The 18,017-nt window shown below is 70.9% G+C and carries 15 protein-coding genes and 1 pseudogene; 11 read left to right on the top strand and 5 right to left on the bottom strand.

What is annotated here, in order from left to right; genetic code table 11:
- Positions 1-189 precede the first annotated feature (189 nt).
- The 6 genes from ACZ31C_RS04080 to ACZ31C_RS04055 all read left to right on the top strand — a co-directional run bounded on the left by ACZ31C_RS04080 (position 190) and on the right by ACZ31C_RS04055 (position 6,941).
- Entirely contained in the window at positions 190-957 is a 768-nt protein-coding gene (locus ACZ31C_RS04080) for a basic amino acid ABC transporter substrate-binding protein (protein ID WP_465794087.1), read from the top strand.
- On the top strand, positions 954-1,748 hold the full coding sequence (locus ACZ31C_RS04075) for an amino acid ABC transporter permease (protein WP_465794086.1): 795 nt from the start codon (positions 954-956) through the stop codon (positions 1,746-1,748). The genes ACZ31C_RS04080 and ACZ31C_RS04075 overlap by 4 nt, the downstream gene beginning before the upstream one ends.
- A 6-nt stretch (positions 1,749-1,754) precedes the next feature.
- Complete coding sequence (locus tag ACZ31C_RS04070) at positions 1,755-2,576, top strand: amino acid ABC transporter ATP-binding protein (RefSeq protein ID WP_465794085.1); 822 nt, start codon at positions 1,755-1,757, stop codon at positions 2,574-2,576.
- A gap of 125 nt (positions 2,577-2,701) precedes the next feature.
- On the top strand, positions 2,702-4,234 hold the full coding sequence (locus tag ACZ31C_RS04065) for an acyl-CoA carboxylase subunit beta (protein WP_396743893.1): 1,533 nt from the start codon (positions 2,702-2,704) through the stop codon (positions 4,232-4,234).
- A gap of 83 nt (positions 4,235-4,317) precedes the next feature.
- Positions 4,318-5,472, top strand: a complete 1,155-nt coding sequence (locus ACZ31C_RS04060) for an acyl-CoA dehydrogenase family protein (protein ID WP_465794084.1) — start codon at positions 4,318-4,320, stop codon at positions 5,470-5,472.
- Positions 5,473-5,642: 170 nt separating this feature from the next.
- Positions 5,643-6,941, top strand: a complete 1,299-nt coding sequence (locus ACZ31C_RS04055) for a helix-turn-helix domain-containing protein (protein ID WP_465794083.1) — start codon at positions 5,643-5,645, stop codon at positions 6,939-6,941.
- Here the strand turns inward: ACZ31C_RS04055 and cutA are convergent.
- Positions 6,902-7,309 (bottom strand): divalent cation tolerance protein CutA, encoded by a 408-nt coding sequence (gene cutA, locus ACZ31C_RS04050; RefSeq protein ID WP_465794082.1) that lies wholly within the window; start codon positions 7,307-7,309, stop codon positions 6,902-6,904. The two genes, ACZ31C_RS04055 and cutA, sit on opposite strands and share 40 nt — an antisense overlap.
- Before the next feature lie 267 nt (positions 7,310-7,576).
- Between cutA and ACZ31C_RS04045 the strand changes: the two are divergent.
- Positions 7,577-10,036 (top strand): annotated as a pseudogene (locus ACZ31C_RS04045) (ATP-binding protein); the annotation flags it as partial.
- A gap of 343 nt (positions 10,037-10,379) precedes the next feature.
- Here the strand turns inward: ACZ31C_RS04045 and ACZ31C_RS04040 are convergent.
- Entirely contained in the window at positions 10,380-10,904 is a 525-nt protein-coding gene (locus ACZ31C_RS04040) for a MarR family winged helix-turn-helix transcriptional regulator (protein WP_465794081.1), read from the bottom strand.
- Positions 10,905-11,007: 103 nt separating this feature from the next.
- Between ACZ31C_RS04040 and ACZ31C_RS04035 the strand changes: the two genes are divergently transcribed.
- Entirely contained in the window at positions 11,008-11,589 is a 582-nt protein-coding gene (locus tag ACZ31C_RS04035) for a YceI family protein (RefSeq protein WP_396743905.1), read from the top strand.
- 306 nt (positions 11,590-11,895) lie between these two features.
- On the top strand, positions 11,896-13,374 hold the full coding sequence (locus tag ACZ31C_RS04030) for a glutamate-cysteine ligase family protein (RefSeq protein WP_465794080.1): 1,479 nt from the start codon (positions 11,896-11,898) through the stop codon (positions 13,372-13,374).
- A 41-nt stretch (positions 13,375-13,415) separates the two neighbouring features.
- Here ACZ31C_RS04030 and ACZ31C_RS04025 read toward each other — a convergent pair whose 3' ends face one another.
- Complete coding sequence (locus ACZ31C_RS04025) at positions 13,416-14,924, bottom strand: hypothetical protein (protein ID WP_465794079.1); 1,509 nt, start codon at positions 14,922-14,924, stop codon at positions 13,416-13,418.
- 122 nt (positions 14,925-15,046) lie between these two features.
- Between ACZ31C_RS04025 and ACZ31C_RS04020 the strand changes: the two genes are divergently transcribed.
- Together ACZ31C_RS04020 and ACZ31C_RS04015 are read left to right on the top strand one after the other, a co-directional pair.
- Positions 15,047-15,724: a PASTA domain-containing protein gene (locus ACZ31C_RS04020; RefSeq protein WP_465794078.1), complete on the top strand. Its 678-nt coding sequence runs from the start codon at positions 15,047-15,049 to the stop codon at positions 15,722-15,724.
- Positions 15,725-15,826: 102 nt separating this feature from the next.
- Complete coding sequence (locus ACZ31C_RS04015; protein WP_465794077.1) at positions 15,827-16,618, top strand: PASTA domain-containing protein; 792 nt, start codon at positions 15,827-15,829, stop codon at positions 16,616-16,618.
- A gap of 7 nt (positions 16,619-16,625) precedes the next feature.
- On the opposite strand, the gene ACZ31C_RS04010 is transcribed toward ACZ31C_RS04015, so the two are convergent.
- The gene (locus ACZ31C_RS04010) at positions 16,626-17,066 is read right to left on the bottom strand and encodes a hypothetical protein (RefSeq protein ID WP_465794076.1); all 441 of its coding nucleotides are present in this window, start codon (positions 17,064-17,066) and stop codon (positions 16,626-16,628) included.
- 101 nt (positions 17,067-17,167) lie between these two features.
- Positions 17,168-17,458, bottom strand: coding sequence for a hypothetical protein (locus tag ACZ31C_RS04005; RefSeq protein ID WP_396743922.1), 291 nt, complete (start codon positions 17,456-17,458; stop codon positions 17,168-17,170).
- Between the last annotated feature and the right edge of the window lie 559 nt (positions 17,459-18,017).

Below are 18,017 nucleotides of genomic sequence, written 5' to 3'. Positions count from 1 at the left end.
GATGGGATGTCCCTTCTGCCCGCTGCGTCCTGCGAGACGGAAAACCGATCCTTCGACGTCTGTCAGCGGACATCTGGATCAGGTACCGTGCGCTCTCACGGCCGTGGCTTCCGGCCAGCGGGGACGAACCGAAGGGACACCGCGTTGACTGTGCAGAGCCCGGTCCGAAAGGTTTGCCTGGTAGTGGCGGTGGCCGCTCTCGTCGCGACGGCGGGATGCGCCAAGGAGGACAAGAGCGAGGTCCAGGCCAGCGGCGTCAAACTCATCGAGAAGGGCAAGCTGACCGTTTGCACACATCTGCCGTATCCGCCGTTCCAGTCCAAGGACGCGGCCGGCGAGGTGATCGGCTTCGACGTCGACATGATCGACCTGGTCGCCCAGGAACTCGGCGTGGAACAACGGATCGTCGACACGCCGTTCGAGGGAATCAAGTCCGGCCAGGACCTGAACACCGGCAAGTGCGACGTGGCCGCCGCCGGAATGACGATCACCGAGGAGCGGCAGAAGGTGATGGACTTCTCCGCGCCCTATTTCGACGCGACCCAGGCGATGCTGGTCAAGACCGGTAAGCCATACAAGTCGCTGGACGACCTGCGCGGCAAGAAGGTCGCGGTCCAGGCCGCCACCACCGGTCGCGACTACGCCCGTGGGCTCGCGGCGGAGAAGGGTCTCGAACTCGTGGAGTTCGAGGACCTGGCCGCCGAGCAGCAGGCTCTCGCCAACGGGCAGGTCGAGGCGGCCATCAACGACCTGCCGGTCTGGACCGAGTACATCAAGCAGAACCCGGGCGGGTTCGAGGTGGCGGCCGAGTTCGACACCGGTGAGCAGTACGGCTTCTCGGTCCGCAAGGACGACAACCCCGAGCTGCTCAAGACCATCAACGAGGTGCTCGACCGGGCCAAGCAGGACGGCACCTACGAGCGGGTCTACGAGAAGTGGATCGGCCCACGGCCGTGAAGCTGCGTCGTCGCCAGCGCGAGCGACTGTCCCTCTGGCTCCAGTACCTGGCCTTCGTGGCGGTCGTCGCGCTGGTGATCGGCAGCGCCGACTGGGGCAGGCTCGCCGATGCCTTCTTCCGCGTCGACATCATCAAGTCGATGTTCCCGACGATCATCACGGTCGCGTTGCGGAACACGATCCTCTATACGTTGGGCGCGTTCGCCTTCGGTCTCGTGTTCGGCACGCTGCTGGCGTTGATGCGGTTGTCCCGGGTGGCGCCGTACCGCTGGGTCGCGACCGCGTACATCGAGCTGTTCCGGGGGCTGCCCGCGCTGCTGGTGCTCTTCCTGGTCGGGTACGGCATCCCGATCGCCTTCCCGGAGCGGGAGATTCCCGGCGGTGTGTTCGGTTCGATCGCGATCGGTCTCGGGTTGACCGCTGCGGCGTACATGGCCGAGACCATTCGCGCCGGTATCCAGGCGGTTCCCAAGGGGCAGATGGAGGCGGCCCGTACGCTCGGCATGTCGCACTTCACCGCGATGCGCGCCATCGTCATCCCGCAGGCGTTCCGCATCGTGATTCCACCGTTGACGAACGAACTCATCCTGCTCACCAAGGATTCGTCGCTCGCCTACGTGCTCGGCGTGACCGCGCAGACCATCGAGATCACGAAATTCGGCCGGGACGCGCTCAACGACCGGGTGAACGCCACTCCGTTGTTGGTCGCCGGCTTCACCTATCTGCTCATCACGTTGCCGTTGTCCCAGCTCGTACGGCGTCTCGAACTTCGTTACGCGAAAGCCCGGTGATCCGGAATGTCGAATGATCAGGCCCGGCCCGCCGTACGGATCAGTGATCTGCACAAGTCGTTCGGTTCGCTGGAGGTGCTTCGCGGTATCGACGTCGAGGTCGGTCACGGCGAGGTCGTCTGTGTCATCGGGCCGTCCGGTTCCGGGAAGTCGACGCTGCTGCGGTGCGTGAATCTGCTGGAGCAACCCACCTCCGGCCGGATCTGGGTCGGCGACGTCGAGATGACCGATCCCGACGTCGAGATCGACACGGTTCGCCGGGGCATCGGCATGGTGTTCCAGTCGTTCAATCTCTTCCCGCACCTGACCGTGTTGGACAACCTCACCATCGCCCAGCGTCGGGTGCTGCGACGCGGTCGCGCGGAGGCCGAGCGGATCGCGCGGGGCAACCTGGCGCGGGTCGGTCTGACCGACAAGGCCGACGCGTTCCCGGCGCAGCTCTCCGGCGGGCAGCAGCAGCGGGCGGCGATCGCCCGGTCGTTGTCCATGGACCCGGAGTTGATGCTCTTCGACGAGCCGACCTCCGCCCTCGATCCGGAGTTGGTCGGCGACGTGCTCACCGTGATGCGGAAGCTGGCCGAGGACGGTATGACGATGATGGTGGTGACCCACGAGATGGCGTTCGCCCGGGAGGTCGCCGACCGGGTGGTGTTCATGGACGGTGGGGTGGTGGTCGAACAGGGTCCGCCGCAGGAGGTGCTCGGCGCCCCCCGACACGAGCGGACCCGGGCGTTCCTCGCCCGGGTGCTCGACCCGACCCACGTCGCGGAACTGGGTCGGCCCGACCGGGCACCGGAGCCGCCTTCGGCTGGTGACGACGGTCGCTGACGCTTCACCGCGTGCCGGTGGCCGCCAGGTCGCCGGTGCCCCCCTTGATGCGTTAGCCTAACGATCGTTCAGGCTGGTTGGCCCGTACCGGAGTGCCGGTGTCGGGATGGCGGCGAGGGGGCGGCGTGACGCTCGACGGTGAGGCTCTGGAACAGCTACGCAAGCGGGTACGCGCCGGTGGCGCGGAGAAGTACCACGCGGCGAACGCGGCCAAGGGCAAGATGTTCGCCCGGGAACGGGTCGCACTGCTGGTGGACGAGGGGTCGTTCGTCGAGGACGGGCTCTACGCGAACGCGCTCGCCGACGGCTTGCCGGCCGACGGCGTGGTCACCGGCACCGCCACCATCGACGGCCGCCAGGTCTGTCTGATGGCCAACGACTCGACGGTCAAGGCCGGCAGTTGGGGCGCGCGGACCGTCGAGAAGATCATCCGGACCATCGAGCGGGCGTACGACACCGGCGTGCCGATGGTCTATCTGGTCGATTCCGCCGGCGCCCGGATCACCGACCAGGTCGACCTGTTCCCGGGCCGACGCGGCGCAGGCAAGATCTTCTGGAACCAGGTACGCGCCTCCGGCTCGATCCCGCAGGTCTGCGCGCTGTTCGGGCCGAGCGCGGCGGGCGGTGCCTACATCCCGGCGTTCTGCGACGTGGTGGCGATGGTGGACGGCAACGCCAGTATGTATCTCGGCTCCGACCGGATGGTCGAGATGGTCACCGGCGAGAAGACCACGCTGGAGGCGATGGGCGGGGCCAAGGTGCACTGTGCCGAGTCCGGCGTGGGGCACTTCCTCTGCAAGTCCGAGGCCGAGGCGCTCGACGTGGTCAAGCGCTACCTGTCCTACCTGCCGGCCAACTGGACGCAGCGTCCGCCGGCCGCCGAGGCCGCCGAGGCGCCCGAGAAGGCGGACCTGGCCGCGCTGGTGCCGGCGAGCGAGCGCCAGGCGTTCGACATGCGACGGTACGTCAAGGGCCTGCTCGACGACGGCTCCTTCTTCGAGATCCAGGCGCTCTGGGCCAAGGAGCTGACCATCGGCTTCGGTCGGCTGAACGGCGAGGTCGTCGGCGTGGTCGGCAACAACTCGATGTTCAAGGGCGGCGTGCTCTTCGTCGACTCGGCCGACAAGGCGACCCGCTTCGTGCAGCTCTGCGACGCGTTCAACGTGCCGCTGCTGTTCCTGAGCGACGTACCCGGCTTCATGGTCGGCAGCGCGGTGGAGAAGCAGGGCATCATCCGGCACGGCGCAAAGATGATCACCGCGATCTCCGAGGCGACCGTACCCAAGATCTGCGTGGTGGTCCGCAAGGCGTACGGTGCCGGGCTCTATGCCATGGCCGGGCCGGGCTTCGAGCCGGACGCCACGATCGCCCTGCCCACCGCGAAGATCGCGGTGATGGGGGCCGAGGCCGCGGTGAACGCCGTCTACGCCAACAAGATCGCCGCGATCGAGGACGAGGCCGAGCGGGCCGCCTTCGTCGCCGCGAAGCGCGAGGAGTACGAGCGGGACATCGACATCGTGCGGCTGGCCAGCGAACTGGTGGTCGACGCGATCGTGGAGCCGCATCAGCTCCGCGCCGAACTGGTCCGCCGGTTCACCGCCGCCCGGGGCAAGGAGCGGCACTTCTCCCGCCGTCGGCACGGCGTCACCCCCGTCTGAACCGTCGCACCGGCACCAGCCAGCACCGGCACCGCCCCGGCGTCACGAGCGCCCGGCGGGCACGTCCGCACAGGAGGAACCCGATGGACTTCCGGCTCACCGAGGAACACGAGGCGCTGCGCGAGAGCGTGCGGGAATTCGCCCGCGAGGTGGTCGCGCCGGTCATCGCCGAGCACTACGAGCAGCACACCTTCCCGTACGAGGTGGTCCGGCAGATGGGCAAGATGGGCCTGTTCGGCCTACCCTTCTCCGAGGAGTACGGCGGCATGGGCGGCGACTACTTCGCGCTCTGCTTGGCCCTGGAGGAGATCGCCCGGGTCGACTCCAGCGTGGCGATCACCCTGGAGGCGGCGGTCTCCCTGGGCGCGATGCCGATCTACCGGTTCGGCACCGCCGAGCAGAAGGCGCAGTGGCTGCCGAAACTGCTCAGCGGTGAGGCGCTGGCCGGCTTCGGGCTCACCGAGCCGGGTTTCGGCTCGGACGCCGGCGGCACCGAGACCCGGGCGGTGCTGGACGAGACGACCGGCGAGTGGGTGATCAACGGCTCGAAGGCGTTCATCACGAACTCCGGCACCGACATCACCGCGCTGGTCACCGTCACCGCCGTCACCGGCACCCGCCCGGACGGCGCGAAGGAACTCTCCACCATCATCGTGCCGAGCGGGACGCCGGGCTTCACCGTCGCGCCGGGCTACTCGAAGGTGGGCTGGAACGCCTCGGACACCCACGAGCTGACCTTCGACGACTGCCGGGTGCCGGCGGAGAACCTGCTCGGCGAGCGCGGGCGGGGCTTCGCCCAGTTCCTGCGGATCCTGGACGAGGGCCGAATCGCGATCGCCGCGTTGGCCGTCGGGCTCGCCCAGGGCTGCGTCGACGAGTCGGTGAAGTACGCCGCCGAGCGGCACGCCTTCGGTCAGCCGATCGGCAACTACCAGGCGATCCAGTTCAAGATCGCCGACATGGAGCTGCGGGCGTACACCGCTCGCCTGGCGTACTACGACGCGGCGGCGCGGATGCTGGCGGGTGAGCCGTTCAAGCGGCAGGCCGCGATCGCCAAGCTGCACGCCAGCACCGTCGCGGTGGACAACGCCCGGGAGGCGACCCAGATCCACGGCGGCTACGGCTTCATGAACGAGTACCCGGTGGCCCGGTTCTGGCGGGACTCCAAGATCCTGGAGATCGGCGAGGGCACCTCCGAGGTGCAGCGCATGATTATCGCTCGCGACCTGGGAATGTGAGCGCTGGCGCACGTTGGGTGCGTGTCACCGCCTGACCGCCACGACACGAAGGGGCGCCCCATTGCGGGTGCCCCTTCGGAGTGTCTACGGCGTACCGTCGATGTGGGCGGCCCGACGGGGTAGAGGCCGGACGGCGCCCTCACCCGTCCTCTACCGGGAGAAGACCAGCCGTGGAACCCGTCATCACGCCGGGCATGACACCCGGCCAGCGCATCAAGTTGTACCGGCAGCGAGCCGGACTCACACAAGAAGTCGCCGCCCAACTCAAGGGCGTGACCGTCTCGGCCTGGCGGAAGTGGGAATCCGGCGAGCGGTCCGTGAACACCCTCGGCGACTGGATCGAGATAGCCCGCATCCTGCGTGTCCGTGACCTGTACCGACTTACCGGCATGCCCGTCGGCCACCTGCCGGACGACCCGATCGAACATGATTCGGTGAAGCCGCTCAGGTCCGCCATCCATGCGTACGCGCCGCCGTCCGGCGACGTGATGCCGCTCGCCGAGCTGCGCGCCGCCGTCGAAATGGCGTGGGCCACCTGGGCGCAGTCACAGCAGCGGTACACGCACACCGGGCCGGTGCTGCCCGACCTCATCCGGGCCGTTGCCGCCGCTACCGGCAACGAACGCCGGGAGGCGCTGCGGATCACCGCCGACCTGTACCTGCTCGTCCGCGCGTTCGCCAAGAAGATCGGTGCCGCCGACGTGGCGCTGCTCGCCGCCGACCGGGCGTTGACAGCGGCACGCGACGCAGACGACCCGATCTATCGGGGCAGCGCCGCGTGGAACCTGGCGCAAGTCCTATCCAACCGGGGACACACCGAAGAGTCCGCCGACCTGTGCCGTGGGGCGATATCCGACCTGTCGGCCGTCGACAACAGCGATGCGGCGCGGCTGTCGGTGCTGGGCGGACTCAACCTGCTGCTGTCCATCCAGGCTGCCCGGCTGCGCGACGAACACACGGCACTGCGGGCCTTGGACGACGCCGACCGCCTGGCCGCCGTCACCGGCGAGACGGATCACCAGTGGATGTACTTCGGCCCCACGAACGTCGGCATTCACCGGGCCGCCGTGGTGCTGGAGCTGTCCCGGCCGGGTGAGGCGCTGCGTGTCGGGGAGCGGGTCGACGCCAGCCGTGCGGGCAGCGTCGAGCGTCGTCACTCTCACTTCCTGCACCTCGCCCGTGGATACGCGACGCTGGGCTGCGCTGCGCCGACTGCACCCCCGACGGCTGCCCCCGCATCGGATGGGCGTCGGTGGTGCTGGACGAACACCGGGCGGCGCGTCGGGCGTGGTTGGAGGCGCGTGGTGTGGACACCCGCGCAGGTTGATCACCCGACGGGGACAGCGAGTCGGTGCGCTCTTGCGCCGCCTGGAACCGCATTGCGCTCTGCCGTGTGTGGTCGAGCTGTGGACGCTGGCCACAGAGGTGTCTACCCGCCGTCAACTGTCCGCCGCACCCACGCCAGATAGTCCATAGACGCGGCGACGAGCGGTACAGCGATCACCTGCGGATTGTCCCATGGGTGTTCGCCGATCAGGTGCCGCTCCAGGTCGGGATACCGGTCGGTGGTCGTCACGAGCAGCACCTGCCACTCTTCGCCGGTGCCCTGTTCCCCAAGGTGCCAGAACAGGCAGCGGACGGACGTCGCATGGACTGTGCCTGCTGCTGGCCGTGACGCTATGGCGGCCGAGAATGTGCCTCGACTTATCGTGGCAGTGTGGCTGTTCGACACGCCGCTGCGGGAACAGCCACACTGCCACGATAAGAAGGCTGGCGGTGAGTGGCGGTTGCGAACATCGGTGGTGCGTCGACATGCACGTGCTGCCGTTCTACACATCGGCGCAGAATCAGTGGGGCGGCTGGTGGCGGTGATCGACGTGACCGGCGGGCCAGCAACCAGCGGGCCTGCCAGGTGTCGAGGTCGCCCGGCAACCGATCGCGGGATGTGGGAACCGCGCATTGTGACCGTCGCTTGTTACCCCGATCAATGGCTGATCGTCCAGTGCTGTCGACCGGTCGGCCGCTGTCGGGTTTCTTCGCGGTGGGGTCGGGTGGCCGACGATCCCGTGTCCAGTGTCGGGTGTGGCCCGTAGTGTCCGTGGCCATGCCTCCGGGTCATGATCGTCGGGTCGGGCCGGTCACGCACGCCGGTCTCCCGGAACTGTTGCGGTCGCACCGCCTGGCCGCCGGCCTCACCCAGGCCGAGCTGGCGGTACGCGCCGGCGTCGGCATCCGGACGGTTCGTGACCTGGAACGGGGACGATCCGTACGCCCGCAGCGCACCACCGTCGAACTGCTCGCCGGAGCGCTCGAACTGACCGGTGACGCCCGCGCCGCGTTCCTGACCGCCGCGCGGGGGACGGGCAACGTGAGCGCGCCCTCCCACCCGGGTCCGGCACTGGGCCTGCCGCCTGCGCCGGACCTGATCGGCCGGGAACAGGACGTGGCCGAGGTGACCGCGATGTTGACCGATCCGCGTGGCCCCCGGGTGATCAGCCTGGTGGGGCTGGCCGGGGTCGGCAAGACGGCGCTGGCGTTGGCGGCGGTGCACGCCGTCGCACCGGCCCATCCGGGTGGCGTGGCCGGGGTGCTGATCGGTGCCGGGTCCGACGTCACCGACGTGCTGGCCGCCTCGGTGACGGTGTTCGGTGCCGCCCGGATCACCGAACTGGCCGCCCGGCTCGGTGACCGGCGGGCCGTACTGCTGGTGGACGCGGCGGAACGTGCGCCGGGACCGGTGGCCGCCACCCTGCACCGGCTCGTCGGCGGGGTGCCCTCGCTGCGGGTGCTGGTCACCGGCCGGCATCCGGTCGGGCTGCCGGGGGAACGGGTCCGTCCGGTGTCGCCGCTGGACGTACCGCCGCCGGGCGGCACGGACCCCGGGGCGCTGGCCACCTATCCGGCGGTCGCGTTGTTCACCGCGCGGCTGGCCCAGGTACGCCCGGAGCCGCCGTCCGACGCCGAGCTGCCGGCGCTGGCGTCGCTGGTCCGGCGGCTGGGCGGACTGCCGCTGGCGATCGAGTTGATGGCCGCGCGCGGGCGACTGCTCGACCTCACCGAGCTGCTCGACCGGTACGGCGACCGGGTGCTGGACCTGGACACCTCGGGCGCGGCACGCGGCGGGTGGGAGGCGGGCCCGAGCCGGGGAGACGACGCGCGGGCGGCCGTGGCGGAGACCCTCCGCGACGCGGTGGCCACCAGCTACCGGTTGCTGGCCGACGAGGAGCGGGCCGCGTTGCGTCGGCTGGCCGCTTTCGGCAACCGCTGGTCGGTCGAGATGGCCGAGGAGATGCTCGCGGGCACGGGGGCCGGTGCCGATCCGGTGCCGATGCTGAACCGCTTCCTCGACCTGGGGCTGCTGAGCGTACGCGGCACTGGGCCGTTCCGGTTCCGGCTGGTCGACGCCGTCCGTGACTACGCGGTCGAGCAGGCGTCCGGTGCCGGTGAGTCGACCGCGATCCGGCGCCGGCACGCCCGGGTGGTGACCCGGTTGGTGGAGCGGACCGTCCCGGCGCTCAGCGGTGCCGGTGCGACCGTCGCGGCGCACCGGCTGGACGAGGTCACCGGCGACATCAGTTCGGCGTTGGCGTACGCGGCGGTGGACGATCCGCTGACCGCACTGCGCCTGGCGGCGGCGCTGTCCCGCTGGTGGCGGCTGCGGGGTCGGGACGTCCTGGGGCGGCAGTGGCTACTGCGGTTGCTCGCCGATCCGCGTACCGCCGATGCCGATCCGGCGTTGCGGGCGTGGGCGTCGCTCGGTGTCGCGATGCTCGCCGGTGAGCACGGCGCTGCGGGTGAGGAGTTGCCGACAGCACAGGCCGCGCTGGCGGCGTTCCGGCGTCTCGGTGACGTGCCGGGCGAGTTGGAGGCGCGGAACGTGCTGGGTGCGCTGCTGTCCGCGACGGGTCGGCCGGGACAGGCCCGGGAGCAGGCGGAAGCGGTGCTGGCGGTGGCGACCGAGGCTGGCCTGCTCCGGCAGATGGCGATCGCGCAGCACCACCTGGCCTGGCACGAGATGCGGGTGGCCGACCTCGCTGCCGCTCGTCGTCGACTGGCCACCGTGGACCGTCTCGGTGGGCAGTGCGGGGAGCAGCGACTGCGGGTGCTGGCCCGGGGCACGGTCGCGGAGGTGTTCCGCCTGGAGGGCCGGTACGTCGACGCGGTCGACGAGGCCCGGCGGGTCCTGGCGGCCCTGGCCGACCTGGGGGTGCCCCGGCACCGCCGTCGGGTGCTGGGCACGCTGGGTCTGGCGCTTGCCCAGGACGGCCGTGCGGCCGAGGCCGCCGAGGTGCTCGCCGAGCTGCGGCCGTTGGACGGGACCGGCGCGCTGATCGAGGGACACCTGGCCCGGCACCGGGGGGACCGGGAGGTCGCGGAGGAGTGGTTCGCCGCTGCGGCCGAGATGAACGGGGAGGACCGGGACCGGCGTCGGGTGGTGGAGGCGTTGGTCGGCCTCGCGGCGAGCACGGCGGACCCGGAGGTGCTCGATCGACTGGACCTCGCCTGCCGCGCGGGCGGCGTCCGGCTGCTGTCGCAGGAGCAGGAGCTGTTGTACGCGTTGTCAGTCGGCCGTCGGGCGTCGGCGGTGAGCCGGACCGGCGCGGACGGTGCCGGAAAGCACGGCGGGCCGGGCTCGTGGCCCGGCCGACCGGCGGCGGAAACTGGGGTGGCGCGGACGAGGAAGCCCCCTGTTACCACCCCTCGCTCATCGCCCGCGCCGATTCCCCCCAATGCGCCCCCGCTGCAGCGAGATTAGCGAGCGACCACCGCGAGGTCTGTCTGCTTTGCAGTGATATCGCCGCTTGCTTGCCTGGTTCTGCCGGTCCTTCTGCCGGTGCGGTCACGCTCGGGTGTGCGGACCGGCACCGAAGGTCGGACCGGTGCGCCCGGGCGAGGTGTCGCCCCGCTCAGCACGGGGACGAATCAGGTGTTTTCCGGGTCGCTTCCTCGTCCGGGGCGGTGTCGCTGCTGCCAGCGGTCGCGCAGGGATGGACGGCGTCGCGAATCTGCCGCAGACCGTCCAGCAGTGCGTTCAGCGCCGCCGGGTCGAGTTGCCCGGTGAACCAGTCCTCGATGAGTTGAAGGTGGCCGGGCAGGCTCTCGTCGAGCCGGCGCAGGCCGGCGGGGGTCACCACGGCGTACGAGCTGCGTCGGTCGGAGGGGCAGGCGCGTCGGGTGATCAGGCCGTCGCGTTCCATCCGGTCCACGACCCGAGTGACGCCGCTGGTGGAGAGCGACGTCTGCGCGGCGAGGTCGGTCATCCGCAGCTGGTTACCGGGCGAGCGGGTGAGCCGGGTCAGCACCTCGAACTCCACCGCTGACAGCCCGTGCTCGTCGAGTTGCGTGGCGAAGCGGGCGGAGAGGCCCGCGTGCACCTCGAAGAGGAGGCCGACAGCGGTGATCCGAGGGTCGTCGAACACGTTCGGGTTCACCGGCCCATCCTATCAGTACTTGACACACGGAATATTGCTACGACTATAGTTGCTGTCGCAGTCGTTGGGCTACTAAACAATCTCTTCCGGAGGGCAGTCTCTCATGACCAGCAGCACCGAGCCGGTTACCCGCGAGTGGAACGGCCTCACCATCCCGGCGGCCGGCACCTACCTGCTGGACGCGGCGCACAAGCGCGTGGGCTTCGTCGCCCGGCACATGATGGTAAGCAAGGTTCGCGGTGAGTTCGCCGACGCAGAGGCCACCATCACCATCGCCGAGGAGCCTTTGGGGTCCACGGTCAGCGCCACCATCCAGGCCGCCAGCATCAACACCGCGCAGGCCGACCGGGACGCGCACCTGCGCAGCCCGGAGTTCCTCGACGCCGAGCAGTTCCCCACCCTGGAGTACCGCAGCACCGGCGTGAAGTCGCACGAGGGCAACGAGTTCGTGCTCGACGGTGAGCTGACCATCAAGGGCGTGACGCGTCCGGTGGAGCTGAAGGTCGAGTTCGAGGGCGTCGGCCGCAGCCCGTTCGGCCAGGACATCTTCGGCTTCTCGGCGAGCACCGAGATCGACCGGGAGGACTTCGGTCTGACCTGGAACGTGGCTCTGGAGTCCGGCGGCGTGCTGGTCGGCAAGAAGGTCAAGATCGAGATTGAGGGCGAGGGCATTCGCCAGTCCTGATCGTCCCCGTACGCCGACGGGCCCGCGCCGATCGCGCGGGCCCGTCGGCGTACCCGGTGACGGTCGCGGTGCGGTTTGTCACAGGTTGTTAGCAGGGGGGTGGGTGGCGTGACGGACCCGGCCGGGTAGGAATGCCCGCGGGAGCGGCTCACCCGCCCCGTCGATGGGTCCGACCCACCCGCAAGGCGGGTGGACTGCGGCAATGGACCGATCTTCGGGCCATCCGGTTCGGCGCTTTCACCGAGTATGGTTCACACTGCGCTGCGGAACGGCACCGTTCCGTCGCGTCGCGCGCCGGGAGGAAACATGGGCAGGGACGTCGACCGAGCCGCCTTCTCCCGTGAGGATCGGATCCGGTACCGCCAGAAGGTCCGCCGCTGTCTGGACGTCTTCGCGTTGATGCTGGACGACTTCGGGTTCGACGCCGACCGACCGATGACCGGGCTGGAGATCGAGCTCAACCTGGTCGACCCGCTCGCCGAGCCGGCGATGCGCAACGAGGAGATCCTCGCCGCCATCGCCGATCCGTTGTTCCAGACCGAGTTGGGCCAGTTCAACCTGGAGTTGAACGCCAACCCCCGGCTCATCTCCAACGGCGGGTTCGCCGACTACGAGCGTGACCTGCGCGGCAGCCTGGACCGGGCGAACGAGCGGGCGGCCCGCTCGGACACCCGGATCGTCCTGGTCGGCATCCTGCCCACGCTGACCGAGCGCCATCTGGTCGCCGACAACCTCTCCACCAACGAGCGGTACCGAGTCCTCAACGACCAGATCGTCGGTGCCCGGGGCGAGGACATCGAACTCGACATCCGCGGCGTCGAACGCCTGCGTACGCACACCGACTCGATCGCGCCGGAGGCCGCCTGCACCAGCCTCCAGTTCCACCTCCAGGTCGCGCCGGACAGCTTCGCCGACTACTGGAACGCCTCCCAGGCCATCGCCGGGGTGCAGGTGGCGGTCGGGGCGAACTCGCCCTTCCTGTACGGCCGCCAACTCTGGGCGGAGACCCGGATCGCCCTGTTCGAGCAGGCCACCGACACCCGGCCGGACGAGCTGAAGGCACAGGGCGTACGACCCCGGGTCTGGTTCGGGGAACGCTGGATCACGTCCATCTTCGACCTGTTCGAGGAGAACGTCCGCTACTTCCCGCCGCTGCTGCCGATCTGCGAGACCGAGGACCCGGTGGAGGTGCTGCACGCGGGCGGCGTACCGGAGCTTGCGGAGTTGCGCCTGCACAACGGCACCGTCTACCGCTGGAACCGGCCGGTCTACGACATCATGGACGGCCGTCCGCACCTGCGGGTGGAGAACCGGGTGCTGCCCGCCGGGCCGACCGTGGTCGACATGCTGGCCAACGCGGCCTTCTACTTCGGGCTGGCCCGTGGCCTGGCCGAGGCCGACCGGCCGATCTGGAGCCAGCTCACCTTCAGCTCCGCCGAGGAGAACTTCCACGCCGCCGCCCGACGGGGCATGGACGCCGTGCTGCACTGGCCACGGGTCGGTGAGGTGCCGGTCACCACGCTGGTGCTGGACGTCCTGCTGCCGATCGCCGCCGCCGGGCTCGACGGGTTCGGGGTGTCCCCGGCGGAGCGGGACCGTCTGCTCGGCATCATCGAGCAGCGCTGCCGTACCGGACGCAACGGTGCGGTCTGGCAGACCGCAGCGGTGTGGGCCGCCGAGCGGCAACACGGCCTGAACCGGACCGCCGCCCTGCACCACATGCTCCAGCGCTACGCCGAGTTGCAACGCACCAACGAGCCAGTGCACACCTGGCCCATCGACTGACTTTCGTGACGACGCCGCGCATCGCGGCGCGTACGGCCGGGTCAGCGGCTGCGGCGGCCCCGTCGACCGGTGCCCTCGGGTGGGGTGTCGGTGCCGGACGAGCCGCCGTCCGACGGCGTGGTGGCAGAGGTGGGCGACGTCGACGCCCCGTCGGGGGCCGGTGCACCGCCCGGGGAGGCCGGAGTAGCGGCTCCACCGTCGTCACCGGCCGACCCACTCCGCCCGCTGTCCGTGCCGCTCCTGGCGCCGAGCCGCCGCCGGGCCGGGCTGGTGCTCCGGGTCGCGGCGGGTGCGGGCTCCTTGTCGTCGGCTCCCACCGGCCCGTCGACCGCCGTCGCCGCCGGGTCGGGCGAGGTCGGGTCGGCGGCGGTCGAGCCGGGCGCCGTACGGGTGCGCGCGCCGCTGTCGTCGGCCACCGGTGCGGTAGCCCTGTCGTCGGCCGCCACGCGTTGCCGGGGCACCCGGGGCGCGTCGCCGGTGGGCGGCAGCTCCTGCCTGCGTCGGGCGGCCCGCTGGGCGAGCGCCGCGACCAGGACCGACCCGCCGATGCCGACGATCACCGCGTACGGGGCGATCAGGTGGGCCGACACCTGCTCCGGGCTGATCGCGGTCAGCCTCGGCACGGCCAGGAAGTAGGCGACGGCCACCAGCAGCGGTCCGGCGGCACCGGAGGCGGTGGCGCCGACCCGCCGGTGGGCTGGACGTACGCCGTGGCGGGCGGCCAGTGCGCCGATCAGCAGCGCCGAGCCGAGCGAGAGGACCGCCCCGGGCCAGTAGAAGTAGTCGCGGACCCAGAACTGGGGGTTGTCCGAGCTGAGTTGCCAGATGCCAAGCTGGGCCGTGGTGAGTCCGCGACCGGCGAGCACCGAGTCGACCACGGCGACCACGGCGAGCAGCCAGAGCCAACCGGCGGTGGCGATGACGTTGGTGGCGGCGGCCCGGCACCGCAGTGCCCAGACCGCCACCAGCACTCCGACCAGTACGCCGATCGCGGCGTAGCCGGCGGCCATGTTCCGTGGGGACGGGGTGTCCGGCACCTCCGCCACCCGTGCCGGCACGGCGACCAGCAGCACGGTGATCAGGGCGCCCAGCCCGGAGGCACCGGCCAGCGCGATCCACCAGAGGCCACCGCCGTCACCGACCTCCCTCGACCCGGCGGCATGGGATCGAACGTCGTCGGACCGGACGGTGTCGGCCCGATTGTTGTCGGCCCCGACCGTCTCGGTCTGCGGGGCGGTGGCGGCCGACGGGACGGCCCCGGTGGGCGTACCGGCGTCGGGGGGCGCGATGGTCGGGCCGGATGCGGGGTGCGGGCCGGTGCGGCGGTCGCGTAGACGTTGCGCGCAGACCGCGCCGAAGATCGTCGAGGTGGCGGCGATCCAGGTGGCCCAGATCAGGCTCGCCACCCAGGCCGCGGTGCCGGCGGTTGCCTCGGTCGGTGCCCAGTTGAGAATGCCCAGGCCGTATCCGAAGCCCAGTTGGGCGGCCCCGGCGCCGGCTGCCACGCCGGCCGCGGTGGCGATCGATCCTCCCCAGCCCTGTCTGGCCATGCCGGGCAGCGTAACGTCCTGTGGTCGGTGCGGCGAGTCGTGTGCGGCACCCGGCGGTAACGGTGACGGACAGTGCTTGGCGTCGGCGACTACGGTCGTCGGTGATAGGGCGGTGGGCGGAGATGACGGACGGATCCACGGACCGGGACGAGGTGCGCTCCGGCACCGGCCCGGACCGCGCGAAGGTGGTGATCGGCGGCGGCCTCGCGGCGGCACTCCTCGCCGTCATCGGGGCGACCGGCGGATGGGTGCTGGCCGGCGACCAGAAGTCGTCGCGCGGCCCGACACTCGACGCGAGCGGCAGCCGGGCCCCGACCTCCGAAAGTTCGCCGACACCGCGCGAGCGGCCGACGACGGCAGCGACCAGCCAGTCCCCCCGGCCCGCGCCGAACCGCACCGGCCTGACGGTGCCGGAACTCGTGGGCATGGACTTCGAGGAGGCCCGGGAGGAGCTACGGGACCGAGGGCTGGGCTGGCAGTTCGTCTTCGGCAGCGGCGACAGTTCCAGCGTGCGCAGCACCGAGCCGGCCGGTGGTTCACCGGTGAAGCGGGGGACCACCGTGAAGGTCACCGTGACCGGCGCCGCACCCGAGAGTTCGGTACCGGACCTGATCGGTGACTCGTGTGGTGAGGCACGGGACGAACTCACCGACGACGGCTTCTATCCGCGTTACCCCACCGGGAGGTCCGGCACGGTCACCGCCCAGGACCCGACCGCCGGCTCCGTCGGACGATGGAACGACGTGGTCCAGATCTGGTGCGGCACGACCCCGAGCCCGGAGGCCAGCGAAGAGTCGTAGTGACGCGCGTCCGACACGCTGATGCCGGCCGATGGCCCGACGAACCGTTAGGTTGACCGTCGAGGGCCATGCCGCCCGCCGGACCGGCGGAAAGGACGTGCGATGAGCGACGACCGCCAGGAGCCGCCCGGGGACGAGTCGGACGACCGGACCCGTCCGATTCCGCCGGCCACCGGACGTCCCGACGAGACCGCTCCGCTGGACCGTACGCCCGGTGACACCGCACCCGACGCGACCGCGCCGTTGGGGCGTACGCCCGGGGAGCCCGCACCGGCGGACGCGACCGCGCCGTTGCCCCCGACGCAGCGGTCCGGCTCGCCGGCGTGGTCGGGGCGGGCGGAGGTGCCGTCGGTCCGGCCGGGTTTCGAGGGTGAGCCGGTCGGTGGCGACTGGTACCCCGACGACCAGGGGAACCGGCGCTGGTGGTTGCCGATTCTCTGGGGTGTCGTCCTGCTGCTCCTGCTCGGCCTGCTCGGTCTGGGCCTGTGGCTGGTGCGGCAGGCGTTGGACGAGGACGGGGCGACGCCACCGTCCCCGCAGCCGACGACGCAGGCGCCGCCGACCACCACGTCACCGTCGCCGACGACCCGGTCACCGTCACCACCGCCGACCACCAGCGCTGCCCCGGCACAGCTTCCGGTGCCGCCGCTGACCGGGCTCTCCGAGGCGGCCGCGCGGGCGCTGCTGGATCAGCTCGATCTCGGGTACGAGGTGGAGTACCGGCCGTCGGACCAGCCGCCGGGCACGGTGATCGCCACCGAGCCCGGTGCGGGTGAGCTGGTCGAGGCGGGCGACGAGATCAGGCTGGTGGTGGCCACCTCGAGCCCGAGCCCGTCGCCGACGACCGGTGCGCCGACCGCCACGCCGACCGTCACGGTCAGCCCGACCGCCTGAGCGCCGGTCACCACATCCGTCGTCTGGTGCCGACCAGTCCCAGCCCGGCCAGCGAGATCGCCAACCCGAACACGCCGGACCAGAACAGTGAGCGGCTGAGTTCCTGGCGGGGATCCGCACGGGTGGCGTGGGCTGTCGGCTCCGTCTCCCGGTGCGGGTCGTCGACCGACGCGGAGCCGCCGTACGCGGCGGCCGGGTCGCCACCCGGCTGGTCGGTCGTGCCGAAACCGTCCCCGCCGCCGGTCACGCCGTACGGGCCGACCGGCTCGGTCTGCACGACGGTGATCTCGGGTGCCGGGACCGGCTCGGCCAGCCGGGTGGACGAGAGGGCGGGGTCCCGGAACAGCACCAGCACGGTGGTGGCGGCACCGAGTAGCGCCATCACTCCGAAGGCGTAGGTGATGCGGGACCGATGGGGCTGTCGCGTGGGCAGATTGACCATGGCCATCCCAGGTTCAGGGCCCGGGACGCGCGGGATGGAGACTTTGCCGGGGTGGGCATACCGATTCTATGGCGTCGGCATGCCCCCACGGCGGCTGTTCGTGATGCTCAGCCGACCCGGACCGGAGTTCGGGTGACCGGCCGGCGGGCCGAGCGGACGGTGTGCGGACGAGGCTGCGGAGCGGCCTGGATCTGCTCCAGACCCGCCCGCTGGACGAAGATCGAACGCCGGTTGACCGCGTCCCCCGCCGCGTTCAACTCGTAGCCTTCGAGCCAGATCCAACCGTCGTAGGTGGGTCGGTCGAGCACCCGGATCACCCGGAACTGAATGGGTTTGCTGCGGAACTGGACACTCGCCGCGCGAGTCACGTGCAGTACGTCACCGGAGCGGGGAAGCACATGGGCTCCTGAGAGGGTTGGCCGACGGGGAAGGCCGGCGGGGCGAACGGGGGGAGATGCTGCTCCGGCGACGAGGTCGTGTCTCGTGCGCCGGTTCGTGGCGCGGGCGTTGGTCGGTGCCGGGAACGCTGGTGGCGCGCCGCTCGACCGGTGCGGGCTCAGGTGGTGTCGCCGGAGCCGCCGCCGGGGGTGGGCGGCCGGCTCCCGCGCGGGGAATCCGGGCCCGTGGCCGACGGTCGGAGGTACGCCCCGTCCGCGCCTCCGCCGTGGAGATCACGGGGGGAGACGACGTGGAGACGGTGCGTAACCCAGGTCATACGGACAGAGTGCATCAGAGAGGTGCTGCATGCAAGTTGCACGTAGACTTTTGCCAATAAGTGAGCGGCTCGCACGAAACGGCGCTTGAACGCGCGACCACCCGAGCGGCACACTGAGGAACGGTCTCGCCGCCGCGGCCGGCCGACGACCGGCACCACCCCCACGCCGCGAACGCTCGCCAGCCCCGACGGTCGCGCCCGAGGCGGGTGTCGAACCAGCGGCGCGTCGAGGCGAGAGGTGA

Source organism: Micromonospora sp. NPDC023869, assembly GCF_055559695.1.
Note: the sequence above shows the minus strand (reverse complement) of the source record. Positions and strands in the feature narration are given on the sequence as shown.

Excerpts from the sequence above, each read along its gene's own strand:
- cutA (WP_465794082.1), bottom strand. The coding sequence starts at position 7,309 with ATGTGTAGAACGGCAGCACGTGCATGTCGACGCACCACCGATGTTCGC.
- ACZ31C_RS04070 (WP_465794085.1), top strand. The coding sequence starts at position 1,755 with ATGTCGAATGATCAGGCCCGGCCCGCCGTACGGATCAGTGATCTGCAC.
- ACZ31C_RS04020 (WP_465794078.1), top strand. The coding sequence starts at position 15,047 with ATGACGGACGGATCCACGGACCGGGACGAGGTGCGCTCCGGCACCGGC.
- ACZ31C_RS04035 (WP_396743905.1), top strand. The coding sequence starts at position 11,008 with ATGACCAGCAGCACCGAGCCGGTTACCCGCGAGTGGAACGGCCTCACC.
- ACZ31C_RS04015 (WP_465794077.1), top strand. The coding sequence starts at position 15,827 with ATGAGCGACGACCGCCAGGAGCCGCCCGGGGACGAGTCGGACGACCGG.
- ACZ31C_RS04030 (WP_465794080.1), top strand. The coding sequence starts at position 11,896 with ATGGGCAGGGACGTCGACCGAGCCGCCTTCTCCCGTGAGGATCGGATC.
- ACZ31C_RS04060 (WP_465794084.1), top strand. The coding sequence starts at position 4,318 with ATGGACTTCCGGCTCACCGAGGAACACGAGGCGCTGCGCGAGAGCGTG.
- ACZ31C_RS04010 (WP_465794076.1), bottom strand. The coding sequence starts at position 17,066 with ATGGCCATGGTCAATCTGCCCACGCGACAGCCCCATCGGTCCCGCATC.
- ACZ31C_RS04025 (WP_465794079.1), bottom strand. The coding sequence starts at position 14,924 with ATGGCCAGACAGGGCTGGGGAGGATCGATCGCCACCGCGGCCGGCGTG.